Origin of the sequence: Streptomyces sp. MBT53 (assembly GCF_016654115.1) — a bacterium.
Classification (GTDB): domain Bacteria; phylum Actinomycetota; class Actinomycetes; order Streptomycetales; family Streptomycetaceae; genus Streptomyces.
In genome coordinates this window covers 1-26,551 of sequence record NZ_JAEQAZ010000142.1, presented here as the reverse complement: position 1 = coordinate 26,551, position 26,551 = coordinate 1, and the positions used below count along the sequence as shown (strand labels likewise).

Sequence of the window (26,551 nt, the reverse complement as noted above, 5' to 3'; positions counted from 1 at the left end):
GTGGGGGCACGAGGACGCGGTCGCGCGGCGGAATCTGGCTGTCGGCACTGGAGTCACCTGGTCCGGGACGGATGGGAGCGTGCGGTGACGTACGCCGGGACGCGCGGCTGAGGGGCGAAGACGTGCGAGAACAGCTCGGAAGAAGCCGCAGGACTGCGGCGCACGGCCGCGCTCGCCCGTACGGCCTGCTGAGCTGTCGCGCTGTGCTGGTCCGGGCGAGTCGCCGCTGAGTGTGCCTTGCGGGCGAACTCCCCGAGCTCGGCGTACACGGGCGTGAGTCCGCGGGCTGCGGACGTCAGGGTGTACTCGGAGCCTCGGCCGGAGAAGGGGCTCGTGCGGGTGACCAGCTGGTCGGTCTGGAGCTGCGTGATGCGGTAGTGGAAGGAGCCGGTGGCGAGCGCGGCTTCGTCTCGGAGCGCACCGTTGGGAAGAGGGCCGTACCGCGCGAGGGCATGGAGGAGTGGGATCGTGCCCTTCCCGCGTAGCCAGCCGAGTGCGTCTTCCGAGCGTTCCGCCTCAGCGAGCGACGCCGTGCCGTCAGCGAGGTGGGTACGGTGCCAGGCCGAGAGCGCACGGTGGACGTGTCGCGTGTCGCGGCCGAGCGGCGTGAGGTCGTACACCCCGAACTGAGGTCGGTCCAGGAGACCGCTCGTCTGCATGCGGCGCACGATCTGGGCCATGGCATGGACGCCTACCCACGGAAGCGCGGAGTTGATATCCGCAAGGCGCATGGGGCCGTGGTGATGGATGGTCTGCAGGGTCCAGGTGGTCCAACGGGGCGAGAGACGGGTGACGGCCTGGTCAACGAGTTCGGTGTGACGGGTGGCGGAGGGAGAGAGGTCGGGCACTGTGTGGTTCTCCGGAGGGTGGTTGAGCGCCGTCAGCGGGACCGCGCGGCGCGTTCCGACGTGGTGCGGTTCGTGGCGGTGGTCGTTGCCGCGGGGTGCTGGGTAGCGGTGACTGGTTGCCCGCCGCGGTGCTGAGGAGAGCGGGCCCTGGCGGCTTGGGCACGCCGGTCGTGCGGGGACGTGGCGGTGGCTGCCCGTTCGCGCTCCAACCGAAGGGCCGCGGTGCGGTAGGCGGCCTGGTCCTGGCGCTCGCCGACCGCGAGGAGGTAGATCTCCCGTTTGTGCTGGGAGGAGGCGGGAGCGTCCCGGTACTGGATGACCAGCCGCCAGCGGGTTTCCGGGTCGACGTAGACCTTGTGGCAGCCCGCCAGTTCGCGCTGAAGGGCGGCGCCGCGTTCATTGCCGTGGACCAGGTGCTGCAGTTCGAGCAGGGCCAGGTCGCGGATGTTCTCCGGTACGGCGCGCAGGTCGGCGAGGGCCTCGGGATGGGCGGCGAACGCGTACCGTGCCCGGCTCATCGTGCGCTCCCACGGGAGTGAGCCGGGGCAGGTCCTGCTGCTGACCGCGGCGGCGATACGGGTGCCGGAGCCACGGCGAGGCCGTTGCCCGTGACCGTGGAGCGAGCGCGGGCGGCTGCCGCCCGGCGGCCGACGGCGCCTGGTGGATCAGGTGCCAGGGGGAGTGGCGACTCCCGTTCCACAGCCCACGTATCGGCCTCTTCGGCGCTGGTGAAGGCGCCTTCCCGCACGGTGTACGAGCGCAGATCCTTGGTCGTCTCTTCCAGGAAGAGGCGATACGGCGCATCCGTGGAGTCGGGGTGGCTGTCGTGGACGAGGGTGCGGACCTCGACGCCGACGTCGAAGGAGCACGGGTTGTCGGTGTAGTGGTCGAGGACGTCGTACCGGTCGCCGGGGTTGGTCCGGAGCAGGTCCTCAAGGCGTGCCGTGACCGCGTCGGCGGGGCGGGGTCCGTAGTGGTGGGATCCCTCGGCGGCTTCCAGCGGGCAGCCCCGGCGGATCAGCCAGTGCTGCGCCAGCGGAACGACGGGGTGGCGCTCGGACGTGAAGTCGAACGTGCGCTGCTCGACGTCGCGGCTGATGTGCAGCGTGACGTACTCCGCCGTCCCCGGGATGTCCCAGATCGCGGACCGGTCGTACAGCAGCAGGTAGCTGTCGCGGCCGTCGGCGCTGTGGTGCTCGGAGAGGGGCACGGACTGGTCGTCCGAGAGCGTGACGGAGAAGAAGTCATCCTCGATCTGCGCGGTGGCGGCTTGGAAGCCGTCGAGTCGGTAGTCCGGCGCGTGAGGTTCGTACGCGTGGCCCATCTCAGACTCCGGCGGGCTCGGGCGAGGCCAGCAGCCGGTGGTGGGGTCGGGCCGCACTGGTGGTGCAGGCGCCGAACGGGCCGTCCGGGGTGCGGAGTTGGAGCAGGGCCGGGTCGAGGTGGTCGCGGTGCCAGTTGGAGGGACCGGTGAGGCCGGCCTGGACGTCGGTGAGTTGCTGCCAGGCGAGCCAGAGGGCGTGCAGCCGGGCGACGGCCTCGGGGTGCTCCTGCCACTGTCGGCACCACGGGCGGCCGGTGGTGATCTCCCGTCCGTAGACCGGCAGGAGCAGGTTGTGCACCCAGTTGGTCAGCGCGGCCAGTTCTTCGGCGTACGCCTTGGCGCCGAGCGCCAGGATGAAGACGGAGGCCGGCCCGTCGTTGGCATTGCCTTCGGCCGGGGCGGAGGCCGATGCCGGGCTGTCAGGGTGCACGGGATCGGCCGGTTCGCCGTCTTCCTGGGACGGCTGGTCGTCGCTGAGCCGGGCGAGCGTCTCGGCCTGTTTGCGGCTCTCGGCGACGAGCCGGGTGACCGTGGCGACGAGGTCGTCCAGGTCGTGGTCCGGTATGCGCACCGGCTCGCTCTCGTGGGCGGGTTCGGACATGGCTACCCCTGGTGCGAGTTCTGGTGGGTGGGGTGTCGAGGTTCCGGAGAAACGGGGGTTTGGCCCGGCCGGGAAACGGGTGTAGAAGGCGCAGGTCAGCGCGGCGCGCGATGGCGGCATACGGTCCTGGGCGGGGCCAGGATCTGCAGGGCGCGGGCGGCCTGTTGGGGCACAACTCCGTTGCCCAGAGCGGTCAGTTGGGCGGGGCGCCCCAGCCCGGGTGTGTCGGTCACCCAGCCGGGAGGAAGGCCTTGCATCCACTCCACGAACCGTGGACTGAGGCGGCCGGCGGCGTCGGTCGGCCGAGGCGCGGGACGGGTGGCGCGTTCCCAGCGGGTGATCGCGGCGGCGTATGGCCCCCAGGTCTCGGCCCGTCCTGCACGGCCGAATCCCCGAACAGCGGCAGCGACTGCGCGCGTGGGGTCCTGTTCGTGGCGCCCTTCCGCTGCCCTGTCGTGCGTGTGGGCGTGGCATCCGGGGTGGGCCGCAGGCGTGCTGCCGCCGAGGGCAGGGTCAAGTCCCCATTGCCGTGGCGCTGGTTGGGCGAGCCCTTGATGCCGTCGGAGGCCTTCGGGGTGGGCAGGAGCCACTCGACCTCGTCCGCCAGGTTCGGGCCGTGGCCGCCCTGCTTGCGTTTCGCCGGGTGCTGGCTGCCCCCGTTGGCCCCCAGGTTGCTGGTCGGGGTCTTGAGCAGCGGTGATCCGCCCGGACGGCCAGGCGGCGAGGAAGATCCGCTCTCGGCGATGCGGGGCTCCGACGTCGGAGGCGCGAAGCACACACCAGCGCGCATCCAACCCGATGTCGGCCAGGGAGCCGAGTACGGCACCGAGTGCGCGCACAGGAGGCTGGCCTGCGGTGTCTCCCAGACACCACGGGCAGAGTTCCACGTCGCCAGGGGAACCTGCGGGCGAGGTGAGGAGCCCTCGGACATTCTCGATCACCACCATGCAGGGCTTGAGGGCTTCGATGGCACGGACGACGTGGTGCCACAGACCGGACCGGGTGCCATCAGCCAGTCCGGCCCGGGGGCCGGCGACCGAGACGTCTCTGGCAGGGGAAGCCGGCCGTGACGACGCACACCTCCGGGGCCTCGGCCCAGTTCACGGCCGTGATGTCGCCGAGATTGGGCACGGTGGGCCAGTGCCGGGCCAGGATCCGGGCGGCACCCGGATCGATCTCGGCGTGCCAGGCGAGCGTGCCTCCGAGGGCGGCCTGGACACCGAGGTCCAAGCCGCCGTAGCCCGAGCACAGGCTCCCGATCAACGGCGGCGCCCCCACCGAGGCCAGCTCAGCGGCCATGGCGGGGCTCCGGAGTGTAGGCGAGCCGGACCGGACCCGAGGCGGGCGGCTCCACGGGCAGACGGTAGATCGAGTTCGTCGGCCGCGCCGAACGGCTCAACGCCGCAAGCACGCGTGGTGGCGTGCCGTCCAGCCGGTCCGCCGCGCCCCGCAAGGTGTCGCTCACCTCGTGGAGATCGTCGCGTACGAGCTCCATCCGCTCCTGGACGACGCGGAACGCCGCCGCACGGGCGTCGCGCAGATCCGCCGAGTCGGGGGCCTCGGCGAAGCGGCGCAGGAAGCCGAACTGGGCATACGCCTCGGTGTAGTTCTCCATCGCCCGTCCGGCGGGCACCGTCGCCGAGGTGTACGCGTCGATGACCGGCCCGAAGTCCAGCCCGGGGTCCTCGTCGACGGCCCGGAAGAGGACCTCGTCCGACAGGTCCTTGACCAGCCCTGTCAGCGTGGCCAGTTGCTGGGACGCGGCGACGAGATCGAGGAGATCGCTCGGGACTTGGGGGACGCTGATTTGAGCGCGCAGCTGGTCGAACTCCCGGGCAACGGCGTACAGCTCGTCCTTCTCCAGGCCGGCGCGACCGGTGCGATCTGTCATGACGGGCTCCGGCGGGTGGCACGGTCGGGGGCAGGAGAGCGCGGGGCTGCGGTGGTTGCCGGGGCCGAGGCGGTGGTGGCGTGGGGGCGGCTGCGGGATCGGGCCGCGTCGATGCGAGTCTCCGGCGGGGTGGCGGCCGCCAGGCGGCCTGTACGGGGTGGCGCGGGCTCGGTGCCGGACGCAGCTCGTAGACGGCGCCGGACCTCGTCCAGCGGGCCCAGGGCGTGCAGGGCGTACCCGATCAGCCGTCCCGGGGCCAGGGACTCGTCGTCGGCGAGCGCGCGCACCTGGCGGGCGGAGGCCGCGGCCGTGCGGACGAGCGAGGCCTGGACGACCTGTTCGCCGAAGTGCTCGGCCACACCGGAGAGGGACAGCGGATCGCAGATCCGCAGGACGCGTTCGCCGTCGAGCGTCCCGTCGGACAGCGCACCCCGGCGCTGCGTTTCCCACAGCACGGTCAGCTGATCGATGGGTTCGCCCCGGTGATGCAGGGCGCCCAAGGCACGGTAGATCTGCTGATGGCCGATGTCCGCGAAGTCGCCGGGACGCAGCCAGCCGACGACGTCGAGCAGCTGCTCGGGCCGGGCGCTGATGCAGCCGAGGAGGAACTCCTCGTCGGCGAGGACCTGTTCGTCGACCGACTGTGGCTGCTGCGAGGCCGGCGTGATCGAGGCCGGGGGCGTTAGCGGTCGTGGCTCGGTGCCCCACCGGTGGGCGAGATCGGCGAGGACCTCGGCCAGGATTAGGGCGTGGCGGACCGTCTCCTCGACTCCGCCGCGCACGGCGTCGGTACGCGCCGCTTGGTGGAGGCGGATCGCGTGCTGGGTGACGCCGCGGTGGATGGCGCCCTCCAGGACCATCCGCCCGTAGACGGGCGCATGGGTGGGCCGCGGACACGCGGAGATCAAGGAGTGGGCGTACGACGCGGTGAGCCCACGGGTCCGGGTGCTGGCCTCCCGCACGGTGTCCCTCACCCAGGACAGCGGGATCGGGTCTCCGCTCTTCCCCATTGTGGCCGGGTGGCCGTCGGCGCGGAGCTTGAGCATCGCTGCGTAGAGAGCCGCGTGCGCCGGACGGGAGAAGTGTTCGGACCGCAGCCAGGGCGAGAGATGGTCGAGCTGAGCGGGGTCGAGGAAGACCGAGCCCAGCACCGCCTGCTCGGCCTGGACGAGCGGCGTCACCGCCGGTCCTTCCGCGCGGCCGTGCGCTCGGTGCGCAGCTTCGCGACGGCACGGTCGGCAGCGGCCATGTCGGCGGCGAAGCGGTCCAGTTCACCGGTGCAGACGGGGTCCGAGGCAGGCATGGTGCCGGTCGGGGTGACCAGCCACCATGCGCCGCCGCGGCGTACGGCGGGAGTGCCGGCAAGCCGCTCGGACGGACGGATGGAAGCCCAGGTTGGTACAGGGTGGGACACAGGAGCACCTCAAGAAGAACTAAGGGGAGGTCGAGCAGGGGCTCGGGGACGCGGTGGGCCGTACGTCCGCGCGTCTCGTGCGCGCGTCGTGCCGGGCCGGGGCGGTCATGCCGCCGGGCCGAAGTCGTCGCGGTGCGGCTGCTTGGCCAGCGCGCGCTCGGTGATGGCCGCGGTGGCCTTGGCGGAGGCGGCGCCGAGCCGGTCGGCGTCGGGCTCGCGGTACCAGGGCTTGAGGTCGAGGAGGGCGGGGCGGATGCCGGTGGCCAGCAGCAGTGCGGAGCCCTTGGGCAGGGCCCGCATCGCGTCGGCCGGCAGCACGCGCTCCTGACGCATCGACACCGACGTGGACTTGCCCGACTCGCTGGTGGACACGGAGACGGTGCGGACGTCGTGGTCGCCGACGAGGCGGGAGAGTTTGTCGGCGAAGTCGGCGTCGTCGATGCCGGAGCCGATCAGCTTGATCGTCGCGGCGGACCACAGGGCGTCCATGCCGGCCTCACCCCAGACCCGTACGCCCTGGCGGTAGGACTGCAGGATCGTGATCGGGATGATGCCCCGGGACCCGAGGTGGGAGTAGAGGTCCGGGAGGTCGGAGATCTTGCAGACGTTGGCGGCCTCGTCGAGGATCGCGAGTAGCGGGGCGTCGAGGCGCCCGCCGTCGCGCTCGGCCTGGATGACGGCCGCTCGCATCACCGCGTCGGCGGCTGCGGCGATGATCGCCGAGGCGGAACCGCCGCCGTCCTTCGACAGCAGGAACAGGGTGTCCTTGCTGGTCGCGAACGCCTCGGGCTTGAATTCCCGTACTTTCTCAAGGCCGTTGGGAGGGGTGACCCAGGCGGCGATGGCAGGGTCGAGGAGACAGCTGGCGTACTGCCGGGCGGTCTCGAAGATGCCGTCGCGGGTCTCGACGGCTCCGGCCACGGTGCCCTGGAGCTGGGCGGCGACGGCGTCGAGGCCGGCGTCTTGTAGGAGGTCGATGGGGGTGCGGTCGGCGGGTGAGGCGAGCCAGGCCAGCACATCGGTGATCGGCCGGTGGTCGCGGGCTGCCGCGAGGAACAGCGCCGTGAGGGTGTTTGCGGCGGCCGTGGACCAGAAGTCGCCCGCGCTCGACTCGTCCACGGACGCGGTCACGAAGTGCCCGGCCAGCCGCCGCGCCCCGGCGAGATCATGGGCGTCGGCGAGGACATCCCACCACATGCTCTGCGGGGCGTGGGCGATCTGCTGCGGGTCCAGCGTCCACACCGTACCCACCCGGGAACGCTCGTCGAGCGTCGCCGTGAAGGCATCGCGGGCCGCTTTGTTCGAGGTCAGCAGCACCGGGCCGGGGGCGCGCAGGATCGCGGGTATCGCAAGGCCCGAGGTCTTCCCGGAGCGGGGCGCCATGATCGCGAGGAGAACGTCCTCCCAGGAGGAACGGACCTCGGTGCTTCCCGGCTTCAGCGTGCCCAGCAGCACGCCGCGGTCGTTCGGGACCACTGCCTTGGGCTTGGTGCCCTTCAGGCTGGGCCGCAGGTCGATGGCCTTCGCGGCGATCTTCTTGGGCAGCAGGTCGGCCAGGTCCCGCTGATCGGCCAGCCCGTTGGGGTTCCGGCGGACGCGCAGCCACAGGTGGGCGCCGAGGACGGCTGCCGCGGCGAGCATGGCGGTGGGCAGCAGGTAGCAGCTGGTGAGGACGGCGGGCCGGGCGAGATGCGGCCAGGCGCGTTCGGGGTGCAGGAGCGCGTTGGTCGGCTGGAAGGCGGCCCACGGATCGGAGCCGGCCACGGCGTTGGCGAGATTGCCGAACAGCCAGGCCAGCGAGCCTCCCGCCATGCCGAGACCGGCGATGCCGATCAGGAGGTAGAGGAGGAAGTCGGTGCCGGTGGTGGTCGAGGGCGTGCTGGTACGGGGAGATGGCAAGGCGGGATCCAGAGGGGTGCGGACCTACGGGTGGCGGCGGGGCGGCGAGGTGCTCTGGTGATCACGAGCGGGCTCCTGGCGGTTGTGGCGGTGAGCAGGGGAGTTGGGCGGAGTGGCGGGGGAGCGGTCAGCGAGCCCGGCCCGGCCGGGGCGTGGTGGGTGGCGTGGCGGAGGGCTCTTCGGCGGCGGGCGTGGCTCCGGTGCGCGGGCGCGGGGCCGTCGCGTAGTAGCTGGCGACGCCTTCCTGCCAGCTCCGCTTCTGGGGCGGTCCGAGCCTTTGCGTCTGGTGGCCGGCGCCGCGCAAGTCCTCGGCGAGAGAGGTGAGCGTGGCAGCGGCGTCCTCGAAGAGGTGGGACAGGTCCCAGCCGGCATCGGTGTCGGCGACGTTGGCCTGCACGGCCGCGGCCTCGAAGAACTCACCGAGGCGGGCGAGGACACCGTCGTCCGGGTCCACGACGTGCTCGATGAGATCGGCCGACCCCGCGTACGTCTCGGATCCGTTGAGCTGGTCGGTCAGGGACAGGATCTGCTGCCCGTAGACGCGCGTGCCGAGGGGATCGGTGGGCGTGGTGATCCGGGTGACGTCCAGGCCGGGATCGAGTTCGACCCGGTAACCGACCGCAGTGAGCATCCGGGCGGCATGGCTGGCCATCTGGTTCTCGCGCTCCTCGCCCATATCCCAGGGCAGGCGGTACCAGAAGGAGAGCGGGGTGGTCTCGATGACGAAGCCGGCGCGCTTGAGGAGGGTGACGGCCAGTTCGTCCCCGCCTTCGGCGGTGACGTTGCCGGTCGGCTCGCGGGTGATGACGACATCGGGCGTGGTGGACATGGAGGCCTCCGCGGGCGGGTCAGAAGTGAGGGTTCTCAGTGGGCCGGTCGCTTGCGGTGGCGGCTGCCAGAAGCTCGGGCAGGTCGGCGGGGTCGGCGTCGCGCTGGTCCAGCCACCACCCGGCACGCGTCAGGGGCCGCGCGGCGTCCTCGATAGCCGCCCAGTCCGCCTCGCTGGTGGCGCCTTCGAGCACCAGGGCGCTGTAGGCGGCGGCCATGAGCTGGTGGCGGCAGCGGGTGCCCCAGACGATGGCGCGGTCGGTGCCCTCCAGCGGAGGCATCCGATACCGCGTCGACCATTCCTCGGCCTCGGCCTGCTCGGCGGCCCGCTTCTTCGCCAGCCACTCGGCCTTCGACTCGGTGTCCTCGCCCTGGGTGGCACGCCAGCAGTCGGTGCAGTCGCGCTCGGCGAGCCAACGGGCGTATCCGGCACGCCGGTCCGCCGGACGGTCGGAGAGATCGGCCTGAGTGCTGTCTCCACAGGCATGGTTGATGGTCCAGATCTTCTTTACGGCCATGAGCCGGACTCCTTGTGCGATCGAGAGAAAGGTCAGCGTGTACGGCGAGGGCTGGGCGGGGAGGCCGGTGCGTGGGCTGCTTCGTTCGGGGACGTGGACTGGGCGGCCGGGCGGGTCGGGGAGGACGCGAGAGCGGCGCGGGCACGGGCGGTGTGCGTGACCGACGGGACCTCGTGCCGGGGGAGCAGCGGCACCTCGGACAGGGACGGGGCGTTGCCCGGCGTCACGTCCGGCATGACCGCCAGGTCGAGCTGGGCGGTGACGAGCTGGTCGCCGAGGAACGCGACGTGGTGGGCGATGGTGCGCAGGTGCTGGCCCAACTCGCGGCCGTTGGCGGTGTCGAGCCGATCGCACCAGGCGGCGGCCGTGTCGATGAACTCCTCCAAGTCGCCGACGACGCCGTGGTGTTCGTCGAGGATCTGTTCCAGGACGTCGGCGATATCGGCCGATCGGCGCACCTCGTGCAGTTCTCCGGTCAGGGCGGTCAGTGACTGTCCGGGTAGTGCCTGGCGTACGGGCACTCCGTCCGGCGTGGGGATTGGGGGCGGCAGCATGATGCGGGGGTCGGCGGCGACCGAGAGGCCGACGTCCTGGAACTCGCGGCTGGCGCGGGCCACGGCCCGCACCGCCGTGTTGTGCGGGGTGTCGCCGGGCAGCAGGTACAGATCGAGGGCGCTGCTGTAGCGGAAGTGGTGCTTGCGCAGGACTTCGTCGAGGAACGGGTGGTCGTCCGCCACGGCGGCGACCACACCGAGGTCCGGGTGGACACCGAAGGCGACGTCGGGCTCGAGTTGCAGTTTCATGCTGAGGACTCCCTTTGGGTTCGGATGACCTAGCGGGCGCGGACCGGCTGCCGAGCGGCCGGGTCCGGGCGGTAGGTGACTGTGACGTCGGGCCGCTGCGGCACCGAAGTGCCCGCGCGGGCCGGGGAGATGGCGGTGGCGGCTTGGACCCGGCGCTGCCAGGTCGCGGGAGTCGGATCGGGACGTCCGTTGCCGCGGATGTAGGAGAACGCGTCGAACGCGAGGGCCGTGCTGTCCAACCGGCTCTCGACGTAGCGCAGATCGCCCTCGCCGTGCAGCAGCACGCCCTCGCGGGTGCGCATGTCGGTGCCGACCGCGCGCAGCGTGCCGTCGGGATCGCGAACCTGGTCGTGCACGACGATCCGGGCCGTCCGGATATCGGCATCGAGCGCGTGGGCGGAGGCGAAGACCACCTCCCCGCCGCCGAGGACCTCCGGGACGGGGTTGTTCTCCGGTCCGTCGAGGAGACCACGGCCGAGGTTGAGGCGGGTGGCGGGCTGGAGGTTGTATGTGGCGTCGGAGGTGACGCTGTACTGCGCGGCGCGCAACGACTGGACGGCCTGCTGTCCGCGCCGCGTCAGGTCGCGGTCCGGCTCGGTCAGGGCGTACATGCGGCTGCCGGGCAGCCGCTCGAAGCCGACCCGCCGCAGCATGTGGTCGGTGACGTGGTTGTCGTGCGATGTCGCGGCAACGACGCCGTACTGGTCGTGGTGGGCGATGGTGATGTGCGGGGGTATTTCCGCCACGAGAGGTGCACCTCGCAGAGGTCGGGGCCGTGCGGAGGACGAGGATGTGGCCCGAAGACGGATTTGGTGGGGCCGGGAATCCGCGCTAGCGCGATCCGGTCGGGCGGTCGGGCGGTTGTGCCCCAGGACGCCGAGCGGTGGGGCAGCTGCGGTACGTGGCGTGCTCGTGGGCGGCCATGGTCCATGAGCCGGGCAACTGGGCAGTGATTCCCTTGGCGAATGCCGCAAGGTCCTCGTGCTCGTTCGGCCCGTGGGCCGAGGCGGTCTGTCGCCCTGAGGCTTACGCAGTAAAACGGGGTCAAGAGAGTGTCCGGCGGGCCTCGTTCGCAACCGTGTACGATTCGAGCAGCATCTGTCGCGGAGCTGCGGGGGGACGTTGAATCTTCGGCATCAGACTGCGAACTTCGTCAACGCGTCTTGGTCCTTGGTGGAGTTGCGTGACCTGGTCTTCAACATGCTGAGCCTGCTCTCCATGGAGCTAGGCGAGAACGGCGGCATGGCTGGCGACGATGAGGCGGGCCGGGCCTTTGCCGCTGTGTACAAGGAAGCCGTGAAGACGGTCTTCGAGCAGGCCGGGTTCGCTCATCGAGTGATGGCCAACGGCGCGGGCGCGCTGCTCAAGTCCGCCGAGAATTTCCTGAAGGCGGAAAGCAGCATCGCAGAGGAACTCCTGGGGCAAAGCCCTCAAGGCCCAGGAATCGGTGCGCAGCCGTCGGGCCCCGACTGCACCCCGCGCGCGAGCCACAACGCCGAAGACCTCCCCGAAGTCGTTGGCGAGACCAGCGGAGTCGACCAATACCTCTTCAACGAGCGCTTCCTCGGGCAGCCGGACAAGCTCCGTGCCGTGGCCGACACCTGGCGGAGTGCAGCCAAGATCCTCGAAAACGTGTACTGGGACTCCGAGGCCGCGTGGAAGAGAGCCACCCTCGACGAGGCCGGTGAGACGGCCGACGCGGTCGAGGAGTTCTTCAGGAAGTTCGTCGGCAAGAGCTCACCGCCCAGTTCGGTGAGCGAGGACGAGACCCTCATGGCGAACCTGCCCACCGCTTGCAGGATGATTGCGACCGCCTGTGACGCCTACGCCGATCACGTAGAGACCGCCAAGCAGCGGCTGCCGTACGAGGAGACGTCCCCCAGCGGCGAGGTTCTCTGGCCGTGGGAGCAGCCGCGGTTCGGAGGTGACGGCCATGACGGTGGTCTGCACGAACTTGTCGCGAACGACATGCGGATCAACGCGCTCGGGAACATCCCGCCGGCTTTGGACAGCTCCAAGGCCCGGGTGAAGATGCCGCGGCCGGACAACGACAGCCTCGTACCGGGGCTGCCCCCGTTCCCGGCTCCTCTCATCCGCATCCCGACCCTGGTCCCGGTGGCCTACCGCCCGGTCAACGGCCCACGTGTCCAGCCGATACCCCCGACCACTCCACCTGACCCGCGCTTCCCACCGCTCACGCCTGGAGCGCGGAAGAACTTCCAGACCTGGCTGAACTCCCTCCGGCAGGGCGGCTTCTCCGGTGGCAAGCCCGCTGAGATCGCCTATCAGAAGCGCGTGGCCGGCTATCCCGAGTACGAAGTCCACATCCCGGCCGGGCTCAGCGTGAACAACACCCTGATGGTGGACGGCTTCCGCGACAGCGACGGTATGGCGATCGAAGCCAAGTACGTCAACAAGCCGGACCAGCGCTGCTACCGCTCCCTGGAAGATCTCCGTAAGAACCATGACAACGGTGACAGAGACTTCCTCTACGACAAGGACCGGCGGGAGCTCCGCAAGTACGCGGCCGCGCTCAATGACCCGCGGAACACGGAGATGCGAGGCGTCGAAACCGTCACCAACAACCAGGAGGCAGTCCAGTACTGGCGCATCATGATGGCCGCCTACGGAGTCAAAGGCCACGCCCGCTACGTTCCCTGACCACCGCTCGTACCCCGCCGCACAGGAAGCACCCCGCCACGATGGAACCGGAAGAGATCGCAGAACTCCGCACCATGTACGTCTTCACCTCGCCGGAGGGGCAGAGCTGGGGCCTGACGTACGAGAGCCTGGAAGCGACGCTGCGAGAACGGAACCCCGACGAGTTCATCGGCATCGAGGACGGCTCCGACGGGCCGGTCAAAGGCTCGTCGATGCATTTCGGCATCACCCTTGACGATGAGCAGCTGGAAGGCATGGCCCTGCTGTCGCCCGAGGGTGTGGCAGCGCTGGACTGCAACGCCCACTTGGCGGCCACGTTCGCTCTGTGGCTCAGGAACGACGTGGTGCCGACCGGCATGAAGGTCATGTTCAACACTGAGTGGGGTCTGGAGGCCGACTTGCCGCCGACGCCCGTTCCCGACGCACCTCGGCCGCGAATCATTGCCGCCTTTGTGGCGCACGTCGAGGAGACCGGGGGCCTCGACTGAATTCTTTGCCACCAGGACCGCTCTCCTCCGCGAGTCAGACGCTGGCGGCCCGCCCGGAGCGAGGCTGGTGATCAGGGCAAGCCTGTTCTAGCGTGGCGGGCATGGGGATGACACAGCGGAAGGCACGGAGTCGCCCGGTGGTCAACGGATTCGACATCTACATGATCGTTGAGGCCGTGCCTGCGCTGTGTCCCGGTCCCGCCAAGGGGCATGACGCCATGCCGTACGCGAACCGGACTTACGTGATCACGCGAAGGTTCCGGGGATGATCTTGGACATCCGGGCGTCCGTGTCGAACAACTCGCGCTCCCGCGGGTGCAAAAGATGTTGAGTAATGAATGATCGGCCCGCCACTTTCCACAGGCCACGCCCCTTGGTGAGAGCGGAGACGGCCTGGGTCTCAACGCCAGTGAGCCCCAACAAGGAAGCTGCTGAAGCGAGTTGGTCGGCTTCCTGGCGGTAGATGATCCGGGTCGAGCAGTCGGTGAGCAGGCCCTCGGCCAGGGCCCGGCCCCGGGAGCCGGCATCACCGGCGGCGAGCAGGTCGCTGAGGCGGTGGATAACCATGAGGTTCGCGATGCCCAGGCCGCGGGAGAGCTTCCACTGGCTCTGCATCCGCTCCAGCAGGGCGACGTGCCGCATGACGCGCCAGGCCTCGTCGTAGATCACCCAGCGCCGTCCTCCGGTGGGGTCGGCGAGCGCGGACTCCATCCAGGCGGAGGCGCAGGTCATCGCCAGGACGAGCGCGGTATCGTCGCCGGCGCCGCCGAGACGGGATAGGTCGATGGACAGCATCGGCGCGCTCGGGTCGAAGGCCACGGTGCTCGGCGCGTCGAACATGCCGGCCAGATCGCCGTGTACGAGCCGGCGCAGCGCGTGGGCGAGGTCCTCGGCGGCATGCCCGAGGCGGCCGGAGAGCTCGCCGAGCGCGGCGTCGAGCCGCTCGGGAGACCCGAGGACGTAGGCGACCTCGCCCAGCAGCGGAGTGGTGCCGCGGGCCTCCGCGTGTGCGACGACCTGGTCGAGCGCCACATCAAGGGCGGTGTGTTCCATGGGATGCAGCTCGCGTCCCAGGACGGTCTTGGCGAGCGAGCCGAGCAGCAGAAGGCGCCGCTTGCGGACTTCGCTGGTCCAGTCCTCCTCGTTGACGCCGTACGGCCGGGCGGGCGCATCCAAGGGGTTCAGGCGCCCCGGCAGACCGGGACCGAGCGCGATGGTCTGCCCTCCCAGTTCCTGGGCGACGATGGTCCACTCGCCCTTCGGGTCGCAGGGCACGTAGATCCGGTAGCCGAAGGCCACGGCGCGCACGGCGAGGGACTTGGCCAGGGCGGACTTGCCCATGCCGATGATCCCGGCCAGCAGGATGTTGGGGTTGGTGAAGCCGTCGAGACGCCCGTAGAGGGCGAACGGGTCGTAGGTGAAGGCGGCTTCGGCGTGGACGTCACGGCCGATGTAGATCCCCTGCGCGCCCAGGCCGCCCTCCGCGAGAAAGGGGTAGGCCCCGGACGCGGTGGCCGTCGTCATCCGGTGGGCGGGGAGCTTGAGACGGCCGCCGCGGGCGGAGGCCGGGCCGGGCCGGCCGGCGGCCGGGTAGGTGGCCCGCAGCTCGGGGTCGAGGCCGGGCGCGGTCGGGCGGGCTTCGGGACGTGCGGCGTGCCGGGCCTGGTCGCGGGCGGCGGCGAACTGATGACGTGCGGCGCGCGCCGTGCGGCGGTCGCTCTTGCGGGGTACGAACAGCGGGCTGGCGCTGGCGCGGGTACGAGAGGGCATGCGGATGGTGCTCCTAGCGGTCAGTGGCGGGTGAGGCTGGTGAAGGGGTCGCGCAGATCGGCCGGGGTGTGGGCACGGCGGACCCGGGTGGCGGTGGCCAGGTGGCGCTGGCACACGGTGAGTTCGGGCGCTCCCTCGGGCAGCCGGGCCCGGCACGCCTCCCGGGTGGGGAGGCCGGAGCTGGGGTGCGGGGCGGCGTGGAAGGCGGCGTGGAGGTGCTCGGCTGCCTGCCACAGCCGGATCCGGCACCCGCGGAGGTGGTCGCCTTCTGCCCTGGCCACGGGGGTGGTGCGGGCGGTGTGGGCGTCGAGCAGCCCGTACAGCGCGACGATGTGGGCGTGCAGGGAGTCGAGTTCGGCACGGCCGGCGGCGATGGGGGCGACCGGCATGTTGATCGCCTGGTGGAAGTCGAGCGCGGCGGTGGCGAACGGGACGAAGTCCGGAGCCAGTTCGGGCAGGGGCTCGGTCGGCATGAGGGTGCCCTTCGGTAGAGCGCGAGATGGTGGTGCGGGTGCGCTACGGGCGGGCGAGGGGCAGGGCGGCGTTGGTGAAGGCTTCGGCTTGCTGCCAGGTCAGCAGGCGCAGGTCGACGAGGGCTGCGACGGCGGCAGTCTCGATCGCGGCGCAGGCTGCGTTGAGTTGCTCGTCGGTGTCGGCGCTGACGGTGAGCAGGCCGGTGAGGGCGACGTCGGCGTGTCCGGCGATCAGCTGGCGCTCGCGCTGCTTGATGTCGGCGTACTCGACCGAGTCCTCCTCGGAGTCGACCTGCCCCTTGCGCTGCCGCTCGGCGGCGTCCGCGATCACGGTGGCCTTGCGGCGCTGTACGTCCTTGAGCGCGGAGTCCAGTTCCTTGGGCTCGTAGGTCAGCGAGAGGGTGCGGCGCACGCCGGAGGTGAACAGGAGCTGGTGCAGGAAGCCGGGTGAGGTTTCGATGCGGGGCCAGTTCTCGATCCAGAACGTGGCGTGGTGGGCCGAGTCGGTCTGGATCCGGTCGGCTTTCTCGACCAGGACGACGGGGCCGGCGGCAGCGGGCTCGGCCTGCGCGCGGCCGGAGGAGGACCACTGGTCCAGGGCGGCCGAGGCCTTCGGGTCGTACGCGGTACGGATCACGGCGGCGATCTCGGATGCGTCCAGCCAGCCGCTGGGGGTGAGACCGGAGTTGCGGGCGGCCTGGTCGAAGGTTGCGGTGAGCTGGGCCAGGACCGTGAAGCCGCCGGTGAGTCCGCCGCCGGCCTGGTTGATCAGGCGGCGGGCCTCTTTGAGATCGAGGGCGAGCGCGACGTACGCCTCGTGCGGGGCGGCGGCGGGGCCGGCGGCGGCCAGCAGGTCGCTGTAGATGGGCCCGGCGAGGTGGGTCGCCTCGTTGCCGTGCTCGTGCCAGTAGCGGTTGAGCGCGTCGCCGGAGTCGGGCACCGTGCGCTCCAGGACCTGGACCCGGGCGATGTGCCCGGTGCGCGCCAGAGCGGCCAGCGTGCGCCCCCAGCCTGCGACGTTGCTGCTCTGGGTGGCCGGGTCGAGCAGGGCGAAGGCACGCGAGGAGACCTTCACGACAGCGGTGACGGTGCCGTGGTGGGGATCGTGCACCGCGCCGAAACGGCCATGCGGGGCGGTGACCACCCGAAGGGACGCCGCGGTGCCCGGGAGGTGGAGTAGGCCCTCGCGGCGCGGCCGGGTGGACGGCCGTGCCAGCCAGACCAGCTGGCCCCGGAAGCGGCGCAGTGCGTACCGGGCGGTGATGGGCGCCCAGTCGGCGAGGGAGCGTCCGCGATGGCGGATGAACACCGCCGCCAGGATGACCGACCACAGCGGTACGAGCTTGAGTGCCCCGGTGACGCCGGCGGTGAGCAGCACCGCGAGCAGCAGCAGCCCGGTGAGGGTGACGACGATCAGCTGAGGAGCCGACAGGCCGAGCAGTACGCCGCGCCGCGAGCGATGCGGGAACTTTACGGTGGCCGGGCCCTCGGGCTGAGAGGTGTTGGAAAGCATGGCGAAGCCGTCCTTGGAACGTGGAGAGCAAGAAAGAAAAGAGGGGAGGAAACGGGGCGGGCGGCGCCGGAGGCGACCTGCGCCGCCCGCCCCGTCAGGCGCGGGCTAGGAACCCGATCCACCCGGCGGCTGGGGGTAGACCCACCGCTGCGGTGTGGCACCGCCCTGCGGCGAAGGCCCGTTCACCGCGCCCGGCCCGGTGCGTCGGGGTGCCGGCGGATCCAGGTGCGTGACCTGCGGCTGCGCCACCGCCGCGCCCTGGGGCGTCGGCCCGGAGGAGACCGGTGCCGCGTCGGCCGCCGCCCCCTCGCTGGGACGCCGGATCAGCGGCTGACCCTGGTCACCATCGGTGGGAGGCCGCCGGATCAGCGCGCGGCCCTTGTCGCCGGTAGCGCTCGGGTCCTCGCCGAAGCGGAAGTGGGTCTGCTTCGGCTGGTCGTCCCCGGCCGCTCCGCCGGTCGGGTCGATGCCGGAGGCGACACCGCCCGAGCCCTGGCCCGGGACCTTCGAGGGGCCCTGCGGAGCGCGCATGCCGGTGCTGGCCTGCATCGCGAGCTGGCCCGCGGTCTTCGTCGCGCCGGCGGCCACCGCGAGTCCGGCGACGCCCGTGCGGTGCAGGTCGTCCTGGCCGCCGCCGTCGGCCGCCCAGTGCACGAACTTGTACGTGGCGTAGGGGCACAGCATCACCAGGACCATGACGACGATGCCCGCCATGGCGTCGGACAGGGCGGCGAGCCCGTCGGAGGCGTCGCTCTTGCCCATGGCCGAGACGCCCAGCAGGAACACGATCGTCATCAGCAGCTTGCTGACGATCAGGGTCGCGGTCGCCTCGATCCAGCCGCGCCGCCAGCGCTTGGCGACTTCCCAGCCGCCGCCCGCGCCGGCGAACACCGCGAGCGTCACCAGGACCAGGATGCCGACCTTGCGGGCGACCATCACCGCCCAGTACAGGAACGCGCCGATGGCACTCCCGAGGCCGACCATGGCGGGCATCGTCCAGCCCAACGCGTACATCGGGCCGAGGTTGTTGACCTCGATGACGCGGCGGATCGCGTCGTCGACCGAGCTGTTCGCCGCCTTGAATAGCCCGGCGGAGAGTGCGTCGACCACGGTCAGCGCGACGGTAGTGCAGGCGATGGCGGCGAACGCGAAGAAGACACCCGCCACCGTCCCGGTCACCGCCTGCGCGAGAGCGCGTTCGTCACGGCGCCAGGCGGCACGCATCAGCTGCAGACAGAACGTGCCGACGGTCAGGATCAGACCGATGGGCAGCAGCAGCTCGTAATTGCTGCGGAACCACTCGGCGTTGAGATCGACGGCCGTGGTCTTGTCGACGGCCGTCGAAGCGAGGTCCGCGGCGGACTGGGCCAGCTCGCCCATCGACTTGGCGATCCATGCACCGATGCCATCGGTGACCGCCTCGCCGGTCGAACCGACGACGCCGCCCACGGTGTTGCACACCGTGTCCATCAGGGGAAGGTCACATGCCCCCATGAGGGCACCTCCTTAAGGGGATTGGGGGCGATCAGGGCGCGACACTGGGCAGCACGCCGACCAGGGCACAGGCCTGGTCGGGGCGGCACTGGACGGCGAGCGTCGTGGAGCGGGACTCGGCTCCGGCCCCGGAGCCCTTCCAGGCGATGGACTGCTTGCCGGTGACCGTGACGGCGTAGACGTACGCCTCGGTGATCGCGCCGGGGTCCTGGGCCAGGGCGGTCTTGAACGCCTGCGGGAAGTGGCCCTCACCCACCTTCGCGGTCGCGTGCTGGTGGTTGTCGTGCATCCGCGACCACAGCACCGGGCTGGGCACCTGATCGGACACGGACGCCCAGTCGGCGTACTTCTTCTCGCTGGTCATCCACCGCTTGAGCCCGGCGACGTGCTCGGCCCGGGAGAAGGGGCGGGTGTCGTACGTCCACAGGGCCTTGGTGGCCGCCTTCGCGAACTCGATCGGATCGCTCGTCCGGGGCGGCGACGCGACGGCCTTACGCTCGCCGTCGGCCGCCTCCGGCGAAGCCGCCCGAGGCGTGGACTTCGCAGGCGGGGAGGGCTTCGCCGACGCGGGGCTCTCCGTACGCGTCAGATACGCCAGGAGACCGGCGACGGCCAGCAACACGGCGAGGACGAGGCCACCCATCAGGGCACGCCGCAGGACCGAGGACGGCGCCCCGTACGTGCGCTCCTGAGCGGTGAGAGAACGTTTCTTCGGCATCAGTGAACCTGCGTCCCCATCGCCGAGAAGAACGCGACGATGCCGTTGGCCGCGCCGAGCAGCAACGCGCACCCGGCGGCGATGACCGTGCCCTTCTTCCCGTTCGCCTCGGCCTGGTGGCCACCGCTGTGGTGACCCCAGGCCCAGACGATGGCCGAGATCGCCAGGGCGCCGACCACCGCGACGATCCCGAAGAGGTTGATCGAGGAGACGACGTTCTTCAGCACGTTGAGGCCGGGGAGACCGCCCTCCTTCGGTGTGATGCCGGGGTTGTACGCCAGGAACTGGGCGTGCTGCATGAACTTCACTTGGAACTCCAGTGCGAATGTGGGCGCGCGAGGGCCCGAGAGGAGATGGAGCGGGGGAGGGGGAGAAGAAGCCGGTCAGACGACTCGGCGGGCGGCGACGATGTCTGCGCGCCAGTCGGCGAGGGTCGAGATCTTGACCACGTCACCGGTGTGCGGGGCCTGCAGAATCAGCCCCTGGCCAATGAACATCCCGACGTGTTCCGGCACCTTGGCCGTGCCGCGGGTGAACAGCAGGTCACCCGGCTTGAGGGCATCGACACTGACCGCCTTGCCCTCCTTGACCTGCGTGTACGTCGTCCGGGAGAGCGAGACACCGCCGGCCTTGTACGACGCCTGCATCAGAGACGAGCAGTCGCACCGGCCCATCGGGTCCTGGCCGTGCGGAGCGGAACACGAGCCGCCCCACTGATACGGCGTACCGAGCTGACCAAGGCCCCAACGGATCGCCGTACGCACCGACTTGGGCGCAGTCGCCGGGATCTTGTAGCCCTCGGGAACGGACCCTGCGGGAATCGCGCCGAACGAGGAGCCGTCCTCGCCGGTGCCGCATTCGGTAGCCGCCGAGGAGCCCGTCTGCTCGACCTCGTTGCCCGAGTCGCTGTCCTTGCCGGAACTTCCGTTCTGGCCAAGGGACTTGGCGATGGCCTTCTGAAGGGCCGTGGCCAGCGGCTCCCACTTCGCGTACGCATCGGGGAAACCGCTCTTCTGGACCGCCTGCGCGGCCTGGGCGATGGTCATCGACTGCCAGCCCGAGACCTTGAGCAGGCCCTCGTAGAACTTCGTCGAGGCGTGCACCGGATCACGAACCTCCGCGGCCGTACCCCAGCCCTGGCTGGGACGCTGCTGGAAGAGGCCGAGCGAATCCCGATCGCCGTACTCCAGATTCCGCAGCCGCGACTCCTGCAGTGCCGTGGCCAGGGCAACGATCTGCCCCCGAGCCGGCACCTTCATCGCGACGCCGGTGGCCTGGATCGTCGCGGCGTTCGGTATCTGCTTCTCGGGTTCGTCCAGCCCCGAAACGGACACGGACTTCGTCCCTTGCCCCTTGAGGATCGACTCCACCTGCTTCGCGACCGCCGCGCTGTCCACAGCCTGTGCACCGTCCGCGGAACACGAGGCCTGGGCGCTGCTGGAACCAGCGACAGCGACGGCGACCGGTGCGATCAACAACGTCGGGCCGAGCGCCACGGCCCCCGCTATGGCAACGACCCTCTTCACGGGCGCTGCCCGAACGCCAAGTGGCGAGACAGGGAATCTGGCCCTGGGGAGGGGCGCGCCTGGGCATGCTGCATCGACAGCTCCTTGCTCGTAGGCAGCGCGGCGCAGGCGTTCTCGTCGAAAAGGCCACCGGCACCGCGCCGGATATGAATTCGCAATCCCTGGGGGAAGCAGGGAAACCAGGGCCGGGAGCTGCTAACTCCCGGCCGCTGGACCCTTACTGGAAAGCGGCAGCCAGCCGCGCTCGTAATCTCACTCGCCACATGGGGGAGTCCCCTTCGCCGATTAGGAAGCCAGTCGGTGGGATGCCCGGCGCGCTGCCGTTCGGACGGAACAGCACGCATCGGCACAGCTCAGCAGGGGTGGAACCAGGTTCCGTCCTGCGAACACGGCGAGACTGTAGGGACGAAATCCGGCCGCACCAAACGGCCCGTGCTTCGGGCGGTTTCGGGTTACTGAGCAGAGATTCGACTCATTGGGTGCGGCCGGAATCTGGAGTTAACCTCCAGCGCATTGCTCCCCGCCGGAGCTGCTTCTGCCGTTCCGCGGAGCGACCCATGCCGACGTGCGCAGCCCTCCGTGGGTGGAGAAATGTGCGCACGACCGCCTCCCCGAAAGAGAGAACCGCGCAATGCCGTACACCCTGTACCGAGGCGACGCGCTGACCGCCCTCGCCGGCATCCCCGACAACAGCGTTGATGCCGTGATCACTGACCCGCCCTACAACAGTGGCGGCCGAACGAGCAGCGAGCGCACCGGCCGCTCCGCGCGCGCGAAGTACACCTCGGCCGACGCCGAGCACGACCTCGCCAACTTCCCCGGAGAGAACCGAGACCAGCGCTCGTACGGCTTCTGGCTCACCCTCCTGCTCACCGAGTCCTACCGCGCGACCGTCGAGTCCGGCACCGCGCTCGTCTTCACCGACTGGCGGCAGTTGCCGACGACGACGGACGCGTTGCAGGCCGCCGGGTGGACCTGGCGAGGGATCGCGTCGTGGCACAAGCCGGTCTCCCGGCCGCAGAAGGGCCGACTCAAGCAGTCATGCGAGTACATCGTGTGGGGAACCAAGGGGCCCGTCGACGCCAACCGCAACCCCGTCTACCTGCCTGGTCTCTACACGGCGAGCCAGCCCCGGAAGGACCGCGTGCACATCACGCAGAAGCCCGTGGAGGTGATGCAGGAACTGGTAAAGATCTGCCCGCCGGGCGGAACGGTCCTTGACCCCTTCACCGGCTCCGGCACGACCGGCGTCGCCGCCTTGCGTGAAGGCCGACAGTTCATAGGTGCCGAACTCTCCAAGCACTACGCCGACATCGCGGAACAGCGGCTTCGAGGTGCGCTGATCCAGGACGACTTCGAACTCGCCGGGCCCGAAGAGTGAGACCGAGAAGCCCCGGCAGCAGGGCCATAACGCAGAAACGGGCGGTTGTTCCACCGGAGTGGTGGAACACCGCCCGTTGTCATACGGGGGCCTTACGCCGCCTCGACGCTGCGTTGGATCAGGTCGGTCGCTCGTGCGAGGTCTTCGCGCGAGCCGATCCGCACCTCGACGCCGTCACGGATTCCGAGGGCCCCGAGGCCGCGCATATCCCGTGAGAAGCCCTCCTCCAGCTCGACCGTTTCCGGATTCAGCCTCAGATTGACCACGAGTACGCGGTTGCGCGGCTGCACGCGCACCGTGGCCACGTTCACGATCCGCCGGTAGGCGACGTAGTGGAGCTGGGGCTCCTTGAGTACATCCCGGTGGGACGACAGCAGCTCGTCGAGATCCGCGTACAGCTCCTTGAGATCCTCGGGCGACTCGTCGAGATACTGCTGGACCGACTTCGGCGCCGGAGACGCTGCGCGGGTCGATCCCGACGTTCTGCCCCGCGAGGAGGTGCGGCTGCCGCCGGCCGACGCGATGAGCTGAAGCGTGAGCACATCCTCGAAGACCCGGTACGTCACCAGGTCGATCCGGTGGCCGATCATCTCCACAGCCACCGTGTCGTGGTGGGTGAAGGCGCCAGCGACGCAGACGATCCGCGGAGCGCTCCAGTCGATCTCTACGGCAGTCTGGTCGCCGAGCTTCCCCCGGGTCAGACTCTCGAACTCGTGGTGGTGGTCGTGGAGCCACCACAGGTATGAGAGCCCCTGGCTGATGACGTTCTGGTCGCGGTTGCGTTTGTACTCGACGATGACCGGCGTGCCGTTCTCGTCCAGGCCGAGGGAGTCGATCCGGCCTCCGTGATGGCCGGTGCGGTACTCGGTCGCGAGGAAGCGGATGCCGAGCATGGCCTCCATGTTGGCCTCGATCAGCCGCTGCAGCTCGACCTCCACCCCCACGGACGCTCCCGAGACCTCAGTTGCCTGCCCGCCTCTCACCCTGAAGACCTTCAGATTGCTCATGAGCCTCCCCGCCTCACCTTGATCGCCGGGAGAGAACAATGGAGCCCAGGAAGCATTTATTCCGGTCCCTGTCGGATCAGCCTTGCTGCCCGGCGGGACTGCTCGCCGCCGGAGGCACCCACAGCCGAACGGTGCGGTCGATGCTGGCGGTGGCGAGCACGGTGCTATCCGGCGAGAAGGCGAGCGCTGTCACCGCGTCGTGGTGGCCGGTGAGAGGCTCGCTGACGGGCTGGTGGGTGGTCGGGTCCCACAGGCGTACGGTGTGATCCTTGCTGGCTGTAGCGATCAGACCGCCGTCGGGAGAGAAAGCCAGGGCCGCGACGGCGTCGTTATGGCCGGTCAGGGGCTTTCCGTCGGGCTGGTAGGTGGCCGCGTCCCACAGCTGAATCGAGTGATCGTCGCCAGCGGTGGCGATCAGACTGCCGTCGGGGGAGAAAGCGACAGAGCTGACGGAGCCTCTGTGACCATCTAGGAGTTCGCCGGTTGGCTCACGGCTGGTGGCATCCCACAGAGATACTGTGCCGGCATCCGTGGCGGTGGCGATCAGACTGCCATCGGGGGAGAACGCGACCCCAGTGACGAGCCCGTTATGGCCGGTCAGCGGAGCACCGGCGGGTTGCCGGGTGGCTGGCACCCACAGTCGTACGGCAGCACCATCATTGGCGACGGCGAGCAGGGTCCCGGTGGGCGAGAAGACTACCGACGTGATGGGGCCGAGGTGGGAGGCCAAGGGGCTGCCCGACGCCGGTACTCGGGCAGCCGCGTCCCATAGGCGTACCGAGCCACCCTCGTCCGCTGTGACGATCAGGGTGCCGTCAGGGGAAAAAGCCACCGCCCTCACGGAGTCTCGGTGACTTGTCAGAGGCCTGCCGACCGGTTGCCGGTTGGCAGGATCCCAGAACCGCACCGTATCGTCAGCGCTCGCCGTAGCGAGTTGGGTTCCGTCAGGCGAGAACACCACGGACCAGACCGCGGCCCGGTGCCCGACCAGGGGAGCCAGAGAGATACCTTCGCCGTTCGTGAGCGCGGTGAGGACGCTTCGACTGGCGAGGCCGCGTGCGGTCAAGAGGTTTACGCGGGTGTGTAGTTGGTCATTCTGGGCGATCAGGTTCTCGGGGGAGTCCTCTTCATGCCGTGCACGCTGTGCCGAGGAAGGCGCTGGCTGGGCGTCCTCAGCTTCGCATAGGCGCACCGTTTGATCGTAGCCAGCGGTGGCGAGCAGGCCGCCGTCGGGAGAGAAGGCGACGGCTGTGGCGGCACCGGTGTGGCCGGTCAGCGGCGTTCCGACGGTCTGGTGGGTGATCGGGTCCCAGAGACGCACCGTGCCATCGGCGGCGGAGGCGGCGAGCAGGCCGCCGCTGGGGGAGAAGGCGACGGCTGTGGCGGCACCGGTGTGGCCGGTCAGCGGCGTTCCGACGGTCTGGTGGGTGATCGGGTCCCAGAGACGCACCGTGCCATCGTCACTGGCAGTGGCGAGCAGGCCGCCGGGGGAGAACGCTACCGATCTGACGGGGCCGTCATGGCCGATCAAGGGCTTACCGACCGCTTGACGAGTAGCGGGGTCCCAAAGACGCACCATGCCATCGAAGCCGGCGGTGGCCAGTAAGGCGCCGTCGGGGGAGAACGTAACGGCTGTTACAGGGCGGGCGTGGCCGGTCAGTGGCTCGCCGACCGCTTCATAGGTATCCCGATCCCAGAGGCATACCGTGCGGTCATAGCTGGCGGTAGCGAGCAAAGTGCCGTCGGGGGAGAACGTGACGGCCGTGACACCTTCCTGTTTCTTGGTCGAGAGCGCTCCGGCCTCTTCATAGGTCGCTGGATCCCAGAGCCGTACCGTGCCGATGTCGCTGGCGGCGGCCAGCAGACCTCCGTCCGGGGAGAACGCGACGGACCTTACGGTCGTGGTGTGGCCGGTCAGAGGCTTGCCGACCGCTTGACGGGTGACTGGATCCCAGAGCATCACGGTCCCGCCGGCGCTGCCGGTGGCCATCAGGTTGCCGTCGGGCGAGAATGCCACCGACCATACGAAGCCGGAGTGGGGCAGGACCGGTGGTGTGTGACGGAACCTCGGGGGCTGGTGATTCTCGATCGGCGCGGGCGTGCTCGTCGGCGGTGCTGACCCTTCGCGGACCTGTACTGGGGGCTGCGACGCGCCATCCACGACCGGCTGCTGCACGGACTCGGGCGCGGTCGACGCGTGCCGGGCCTCGTCACGTAGGTGCGCGAGCCGGGTCCAGTCCGTGCGCCAGGGCTCGACCCTTGGATCATTCCGGCCCACGGGGGACTGGTTGTCGTTCGCGAGGCTGAGTAGCGTCCGGACGAGGGCGAGCAGGAAGTCGACGCTCGGCAATCGCTTTCCGTTGAGAGCCTCACTGATCGCGGAGACCGAGAGTGACGGTCCCGGGGGTGCGGCACTGCTGATGCTGCGCTGGGAGGGGTTGCCGCATTCGATCTTCAGCTTCCGGAGCTTGGAGGCGAAGTCCGCGAGTTCCCGCTGATACGCGGCCTCGGAGACGTCCTCATGCGCCACGTACGTCCCCCCGATGGTCTGTGGGACTCAGCGTATGACGCTGGTTGCCGAACATCACCGAATTCCGCCGAACACCACCATACAGACTGGGTGTTCGCCCGGAGTGCCGCGCGCTACGGCGATGGCCTGCGACGATCGGGCTTATCCGGGTCTGTTCGTGCTGTACGGGACATGCCGGATCAGGCTGGTGTGCTGGGCGCATGGATGAAATCGAAGAGCCCAGCTCGCCCGCCACTTCTCCGGCCGTTCCCACGCCAGGACCGGTACCGGAGGCACCGACCCGCGATCGGGTACTCGACCTGGTCGCGCTGCTGATCCTGATCACGTTGGCGACGGGCGTCTTCATGCTCGCCGGCCCCGAGGCGTTCACCGCGGTCACCAGCGTCGGGCTGGGCTTGTTCGCGGCCTGGCGTGGCAGGCCGCCGCGCTCGTGAACCGCTCGGTATGCGGGAGGGGCGGCGAGCCGGTGGTCACCGAGAGGCGCGTCACCGCGGCCCCGATCAGGGCGTTGCGCGCGGGCGGCCGCCAGGCTGCCTCGCGCAACTCGTCGATCAGCGTCCGATGCTGGCCGGCACGTCGGGCGGGTGTATGGCGCCGACTCCGTCTCCAGCGCCGGTCGGCTCTGCGGCTCTGTCCCCCGACGAGGGCGGGACCGCTGGCGGTGGGCTGGGCTGACCCACTCGACCGAGTCGTCGCGCGAGCGGGTCGACCACGGTCGGCGTGTGTGACCTCTTGTGACCTTGGCCATTCGCGACGAGGGTCTGGGGCTGGAACGGCCCGCGGATGATCTCGGTGAGCCGCTTGATCGACAGGTCGTGGAGGTGCGCGAGCTGGAAGGGGGGGGCCTCTATGTCCTTCGTCAAG

27 protein-coding genes and 1 pseudogene are annotated in these 26,551 nt (G+C 70.1%); 4 read left to right on the top strand and 24 right to left on the bottom strand.

The features are described from left to right. Nucleotides 1-53: 53 nt before the first annotated feature. From JHN45_RS36810 to JHN45_RS36750, 15 genes and pseudogenes are all read right to left on the bottom strand, one after another. Entirely contained in the window at nt 54-848 is a 795-nt protein-coding gene (locus JHN45_RS36810) for a winged helix-turn-helix transcriptional regulator (protein ID WP_201053859.1), read from the bottom strand. Nucleotides 849-880: 32 nt separating this feature from the next. Then, nucleotides 881-1,366, bottom strand: coding sequence for a type II toxin-antitoxin system RelE/ParE family toxin (locus JHN45_RS36805; RefSeq protein ID WP_201053851.1), 486 nt, complete (start codon nt 1,364-1,366; stop codon nt 881-883). Continuing rightward, complete coding sequence (locus tag JHN45_RS36800; RefSeq protein WP_201053849.1) at nt 1,363-2,172, bottom strand: hypothetical protein; 810 nt, start codon at nt 2,170-2,172, stop codon at nt 1,363-1,365. Before JHN45_RS36800 ends, JHN45_RS36805 begins: the two co-directional genes overlap by 4 nt. A 1-nt stretch (nt 2,173) precedes the next feature. Beyond that, a complete protein-coding gene (locus JHN45_RS36795; RefSeq protein WP_201053847.1) occupies nt 2,174-2,773 on the bottom strand; it encodes a DUF4913 domain-containing protein in 600 nt (199 codons plus the stop codon). A gap of 95 nt (nt 2,774-2,868) precedes the next feature. Further along, a complete protein-coding gene (locus tag JHN45_RS54525; protein WP_307783294.1) occupies nt 2,869-3,006 on the bottom strand; it encodes a hypothetical protein in 138 nt (45 codons plus the stop codon). A gap of 534 nt (nt 3,007-3,540) precedes the next feature. Further along, nucleotides 3,541-3,789, bottom strand: a pseudogene (locus JHN45_RS54520) (DNA cytosine methyltransferase); the annotation flags it as partial. Continuing rightward, a complete protein-coding gene (locus JHN45_RS54190; protein ID WP_268982444.1) occupies nt 3,782-4,072 on the bottom strand; it encodes a DNA cytosine methyltransferase in 291 nt (96 codons plus the stop codon). The pseudogene JHN45_RS54520 and the gene JHN45_RS54190, both read right to left, overlap by 8 nt. Further along, a complete protein-coding gene (locus tag JHN45_RS36785) occupies nt 4,062-4,664 on the bottom strand; it encodes a hypothetical protein (protein WP_201053845.1) in 603 nt (200 codons plus the stop codon). The genes JHN45_RS54190 and JHN45_RS36785 overlap by 11 nt, the downstream gene beginning before the upstream one ends. Then, a complete protein-coding gene (locus JHN45_RS36780; RefSeq protein ID WP_201053843.1) occupies nt 4,661-5,845 on the bottom strand; it encodes a DnaB-like helicase N-terminal domain-containing protein in 1,185 nt (394 codons plus the stop codon). The genes JHN45_RS36785 and JHN45_RS36780 overlap by 4 nt, the downstream gene beginning before the upstream one ends. Next, nucleotides 5,842-6,078, bottom strand: a complete 237-nt coding sequence (locus JHN45_RS36775; RefSeq protein WP_201053841.1) for a hypothetical protein — start codon at nt 6,076-6,078, stop codon at nt 5,842-5,844. The genes JHN45_RS36780 and JHN45_RS36775 overlap by 4 nt, the downstream gene beginning before the upstream one ends. Nucleotides 6,079-6,183: 105 nt before the next feature. Continuing rightward, nucleotides 6,184-7,977: a type IV secretory system conjugative DNA transfer family protein gene (locus tag JHN45_RS36770; protein ID WP_201053839.1), complete on the bottom strand. Its 1,794-nt coding sequence runs from the start codon at nt 7,975-7,977 to the stop codon at nt 6,184-6,186. Between the two features lie 127 nt (nt 7,978-8,104). Then, entirely contained in the window at nt 8,105-8,806 is a 702-nt protein-coding gene (locus JHN45_RS36765) for a hypothetical protein (protein WP_201053832.1), read from the bottom strand. Between the two features lie 19 nt (nt 8,807-8,825). After that, nucleotides 8,826-9,323, bottom strand: a complete 498-nt coding sequence (locus JHN45_RS36760; RefSeq protein WP_201053830.1) for a hypothetical protein — start codon at nt 9,321-9,323, stop codon at nt 8,826-8,828. A gap of 32 nt (nt 9,324-9,355) precedes the next feature. Further along, complete coding sequence (locus JHN45_RS36755; protein WP_201053823.1) at nt 9,356-10,126, bottom strand: hypothetical protein; 771 nt, start codon at nt 10,124-10,126, stop codon at nt 9,356-9,358. Nucleotides 10,127-10,155: 29 nt separating this feature from the next. After that, on the bottom strand, nt 10,156-10,872 hold the full coding sequence (locus JHN45_RS36750; protein WP_201053815.1) for a hypothetical protein: 717 nt from the start codon (nt 10,870-10,872) through the stop codon (nt 10,156-10,158). Nucleotides 10,873-11,299: 427 nt separating this feature from the next. On the opposite strand from JHN45_RS36750, the gene JHN45_RS36745 reads away from it, so the two are divergent. Next, on the top strand, nt 11,300-12,787 hold the full coding sequence (locus tag JHN45_RS36745; protein ID WP_307783295.1) for a restriction endonuclease fold toxin-2 domain-containing protein: 1,488 nt from the start codon (nt 11,300-11,302) through the stop codon (nt 12,785-12,787). A gap of 41 nt (nt 12,788-12,828) precedes the next feature. After that, nucleotides 12,829-13,275, top strand: coding sequence for a hypothetical protein (locus tag JHN45_RS36740; protein WP_201053809.1), 447 nt, complete (start codon nt 12,829-12,831; stop codon nt 13,273-13,275). A 246-nt stretch (nt 13,276-13,521) separates the two neighbouring features. Here JHN45_RS36740 and JHN45_RS36735 read toward each other — a convergent pair whose 3' ends face one another. The 7 genes from JHN45_RS36735 to JHN45_RS36705 form a co-directional block, all read right to left on the bottom strand. Next, on the bottom strand, nt 13,522-15,045 hold the full coding sequence (locus tag JHN45_RS36735; RefSeq protein ID WP_201053808.1) for an ATP-binding protein: 1,524 nt from the start codon (nt 15,043-15,045) through the stop codon (nt 13,522-13,524). Nucleotides 15,046-15,065: 20 nt separating this feature from the next. Then, complete coding sequence (locus tag JHN45_RS36730; protein ID WP_201053807.1) at nt 15,066-15,518, bottom strand: DUF6238 family protein; 453 nt, start codon at nt 15,516-15,518, stop codon at nt 15,066-15,068. A gap of 43 nt (nt 15,519-15,561) precedes the next feature. Then, nucleotides 15,562-17,031, bottom strand: a complete 1,470-nt coding sequence (locus tag JHN45_RS36725) for an SCO6880 family protein (RefSeq protein WP_201053806.1) — start codon at nt 17,029-17,031, stop codon at nt 15,562-15,564. 105 nt (nt 17,032-17,136) lie between these two features. Then, nucleotides 17,137-18,525 (bottom strand): ATP-binding protein, encoded by a 1,389-nt coding sequence (locus JHN45_RS36720; protein WP_201053805.1) that lies wholly within the window; start codon nt 18,523-18,525, stop codon nt 17,137-17,139. Between the two features lie 31 nt (nt 18,526-18,556). Further along, nucleotides 18,557-19,243, bottom strand: coding sequence for a hypothetical protein (locus JHN45_RS36715; protein WP_201053804.1), 687 nt, complete (start codon nt 19,241-19,243; stop codon nt 18,557-18,559). Continuing rightward, entirely contained in the window at nt 19,243-19,542 is a 300-nt protein-coding gene (locus JHN45_RS36710; protein ID WP_201053878.1) for a DUF6112 family protein, read from the bottom strand. Before JHN45_RS36710 ends, JHN45_RS36715 begins: the two co-directional genes overlap by 1 nt. 84 nt (nt 19,543-19,626) lie before the next feature. Next, complete coding sequence (locus JHN45_RS36705; protein WP_201053803.1) at nt 19,627-20,769, bottom strand: C40 family peptidase; 1,143 nt, start codon at nt 20,767-20,769, stop codon at nt 19,627-19,629. 631 nt (nt 20,770-21,400) lie between these two features. Here JHN45_RS36705 and JHN45_RS36700 point away from each other — a divergent pair. After that, complete coding sequence (locus tag JHN45_RS36700; RefSeq protein WP_201053802.1) at nt 21,401-22,150, top strand: site-specific DNA-methyltransferase; 750 nt, start codon at nt 21,401-21,403, stop codon at nt 22,148-22,150. 92 nt (nt 22,151-22,242) lie between these two features. Here the strand turns inward: JHN45_RS36700 and JHN45_RS36695 are convergent, their stop codons facing one another. Both JHN45_RS36695 and JHN45_RS36690 read right to left on the bottom strand, forming a co-directional pair. Next, nucleotides 22,243-23,157, bottom strand: coding sequence for an endonuclease NucS domain-containing protein (locus JHN45_RS36695; RefSeq protein ID WP_201053801.1), 915 nt, complete (start codon nt 23,155-23,157; stop codon nt 22,243-22,245). Between the two features lie 76 nt (nt 23,158-23,233). Next, on the bottom strand, nt 23,234-25,687 hold the full coding sequence (locus JHN45_RS36690; protein ID WP_201053794.1) for a WD40 repeat domain-containing protein: 2,454 nt from the start codon (nt 25,685-25,687) through the stop codon (nt 23,234-23,236). Between the two features lie 200 nt (nt 25,688-25,887). On the opposite strand from JHN45_RS36690, the gene JHN45_RS36685 reads away from it, so the two are divergent. Next, nucleotides 25,888-26,121: a hypothetical protein gene (locus tag JHN45_RS36685; RefSeq protein ID WP_143612349.1), complete on the top strand. Its 234-nt coding sequence runs from the start codon at nt 25,888-25,890 to the stop codon at nt 26,119-26,121. Nucleotides 26,122-26,551 lie beyond the last annotated feature (430 nt).

Bases quoted from the DNA above. Each gene is read 5' to 3' on its own strand.
- JHN45_RS36725 (WP_201053806.1), bottom strand. From the start codon at position 17,031: ATGCTTTCCAACACCTCTCAGCCCGAGGGCCCGGCCACCGTAAAGTTC.
- JHN45_RS36765 (WP_201053832.1), bottom strand. From the start codon at position 8,806: ATGTCCACCACGCCCGATGTCGTCATCACCCGCGAGCCGACCGGCAAC.
- JHN45_RS36755 (WP_201053823.1), bottom strand. From the start codon at position 10,126: ATGAAACTGCAACTCGAGCCCGACGTCGCCTTCGGTGTCCACCCGGAC.
- JHN45_RS36795 (WP_201053847.1), bottom strand. From the start codon at position 2,773: ATGTCCGAACCCGCCCACGAGAGCGAGCCGGTGCGCATACCGGACCAC.
- JHN45_RS36735 (WP_201053808.1), bottom strand. From the start codon at position 15,045: ATGCCCTCTCGTACCCGCGCCAGCGCCAGCCCGCTGTTCGTACCCCGC.
- JHN45_RS36695 (WP_201053801.1), bottom strand. From the start codon at position 23,157: ATGAGCAATCTGAAGGTCTTCAGGGTGAGAGGCGGGCAGGCAACTGAG.
- JHN45_RS36685 (WP_143612349.1), top strand. From the start codon at position 25,888: ATGGATGAAATCGAAGAGCCCAGCTCGCCCGCCACTTCTCCGGCCGTT.
- JHN45_RS36720 (WP_201053805.1), bottom strand. From the start codon at position 18,525: ATGGGGGCATGTGACCTTCCCCTGATGGACACGGTGTGCAACACCGTG.
- JHN45_RS36760 (WP_201053830.1), bottom strand. From the start codon at position 9,323: ATGGCCGTAAAGAAGATCTGGACCATCAACCATGCCTGTGGAGACAGC.
- JHN45_RS36800 (WP_201053849.1), bottom strand. From the start codon at position 2,172: ATGGGCCACGCGTACGAACCTCACGCGCCGGACTACCGACTCGACGGC.
- JHN45_RS36730 (WP_201053807.1), bottom strand. From the start codon at position 15,518: ATGCCGACCGAGCCCCTGCCCGAACTGGCTCCGGACTTCGTCCCGTTC.
- JHN45_RS36785 (WP_201053845.1), bottom strand. From the start codon at position 4,664: ATGACAGATCGCACCGGTCGCGCCGGCCTGGAGAAGGACGAGCTGTAC.
- JHN45_RS36805 (WP_201053851.1), bottom strand. From the start codon at position 1,366: ATGAGCCGGGCACGGTACGCGTTCGCCGCCCATCCCGAGGCCCTCGCC.
- JHN45_RS54190 (WP_268982444.1), bottom strand. From the start codon at position 4,072: ATGGCCGCTGAGCTGGCCTCGGTGGGGGCGCCGCCGTTGATCGGGAGC.
- JHN45_RS36710 (WP_201053878.1), bottom strand. From the start codon at position 19,542: ATGCAGCACGCCCAGTTCCTGGCGTACAACCCCGGCATCACACCGAAG.
- JHN45_RS36715 (WP_201053804.1), bottom strand. From the start codon at position 19,243: ATGCCGAAGAAACGTTCTCTCACCGCTCAGGAGCGCACGTACGGGGCG.
- JHN45_RS36740 (WP_201053809.1), top strand. From the start codon at position 12,829: ATGGAACCGGAAGAGATCGCAGAACTCCGCACCATGTACGTCTTCACC.
- JHN45_RS36700 (WP_201053802.1), top strand. From the start codon at position 21,401: ATGCCGTACACCCTGTACCGAGGCGACGCGCTGACCGCCCTCGCCGGC.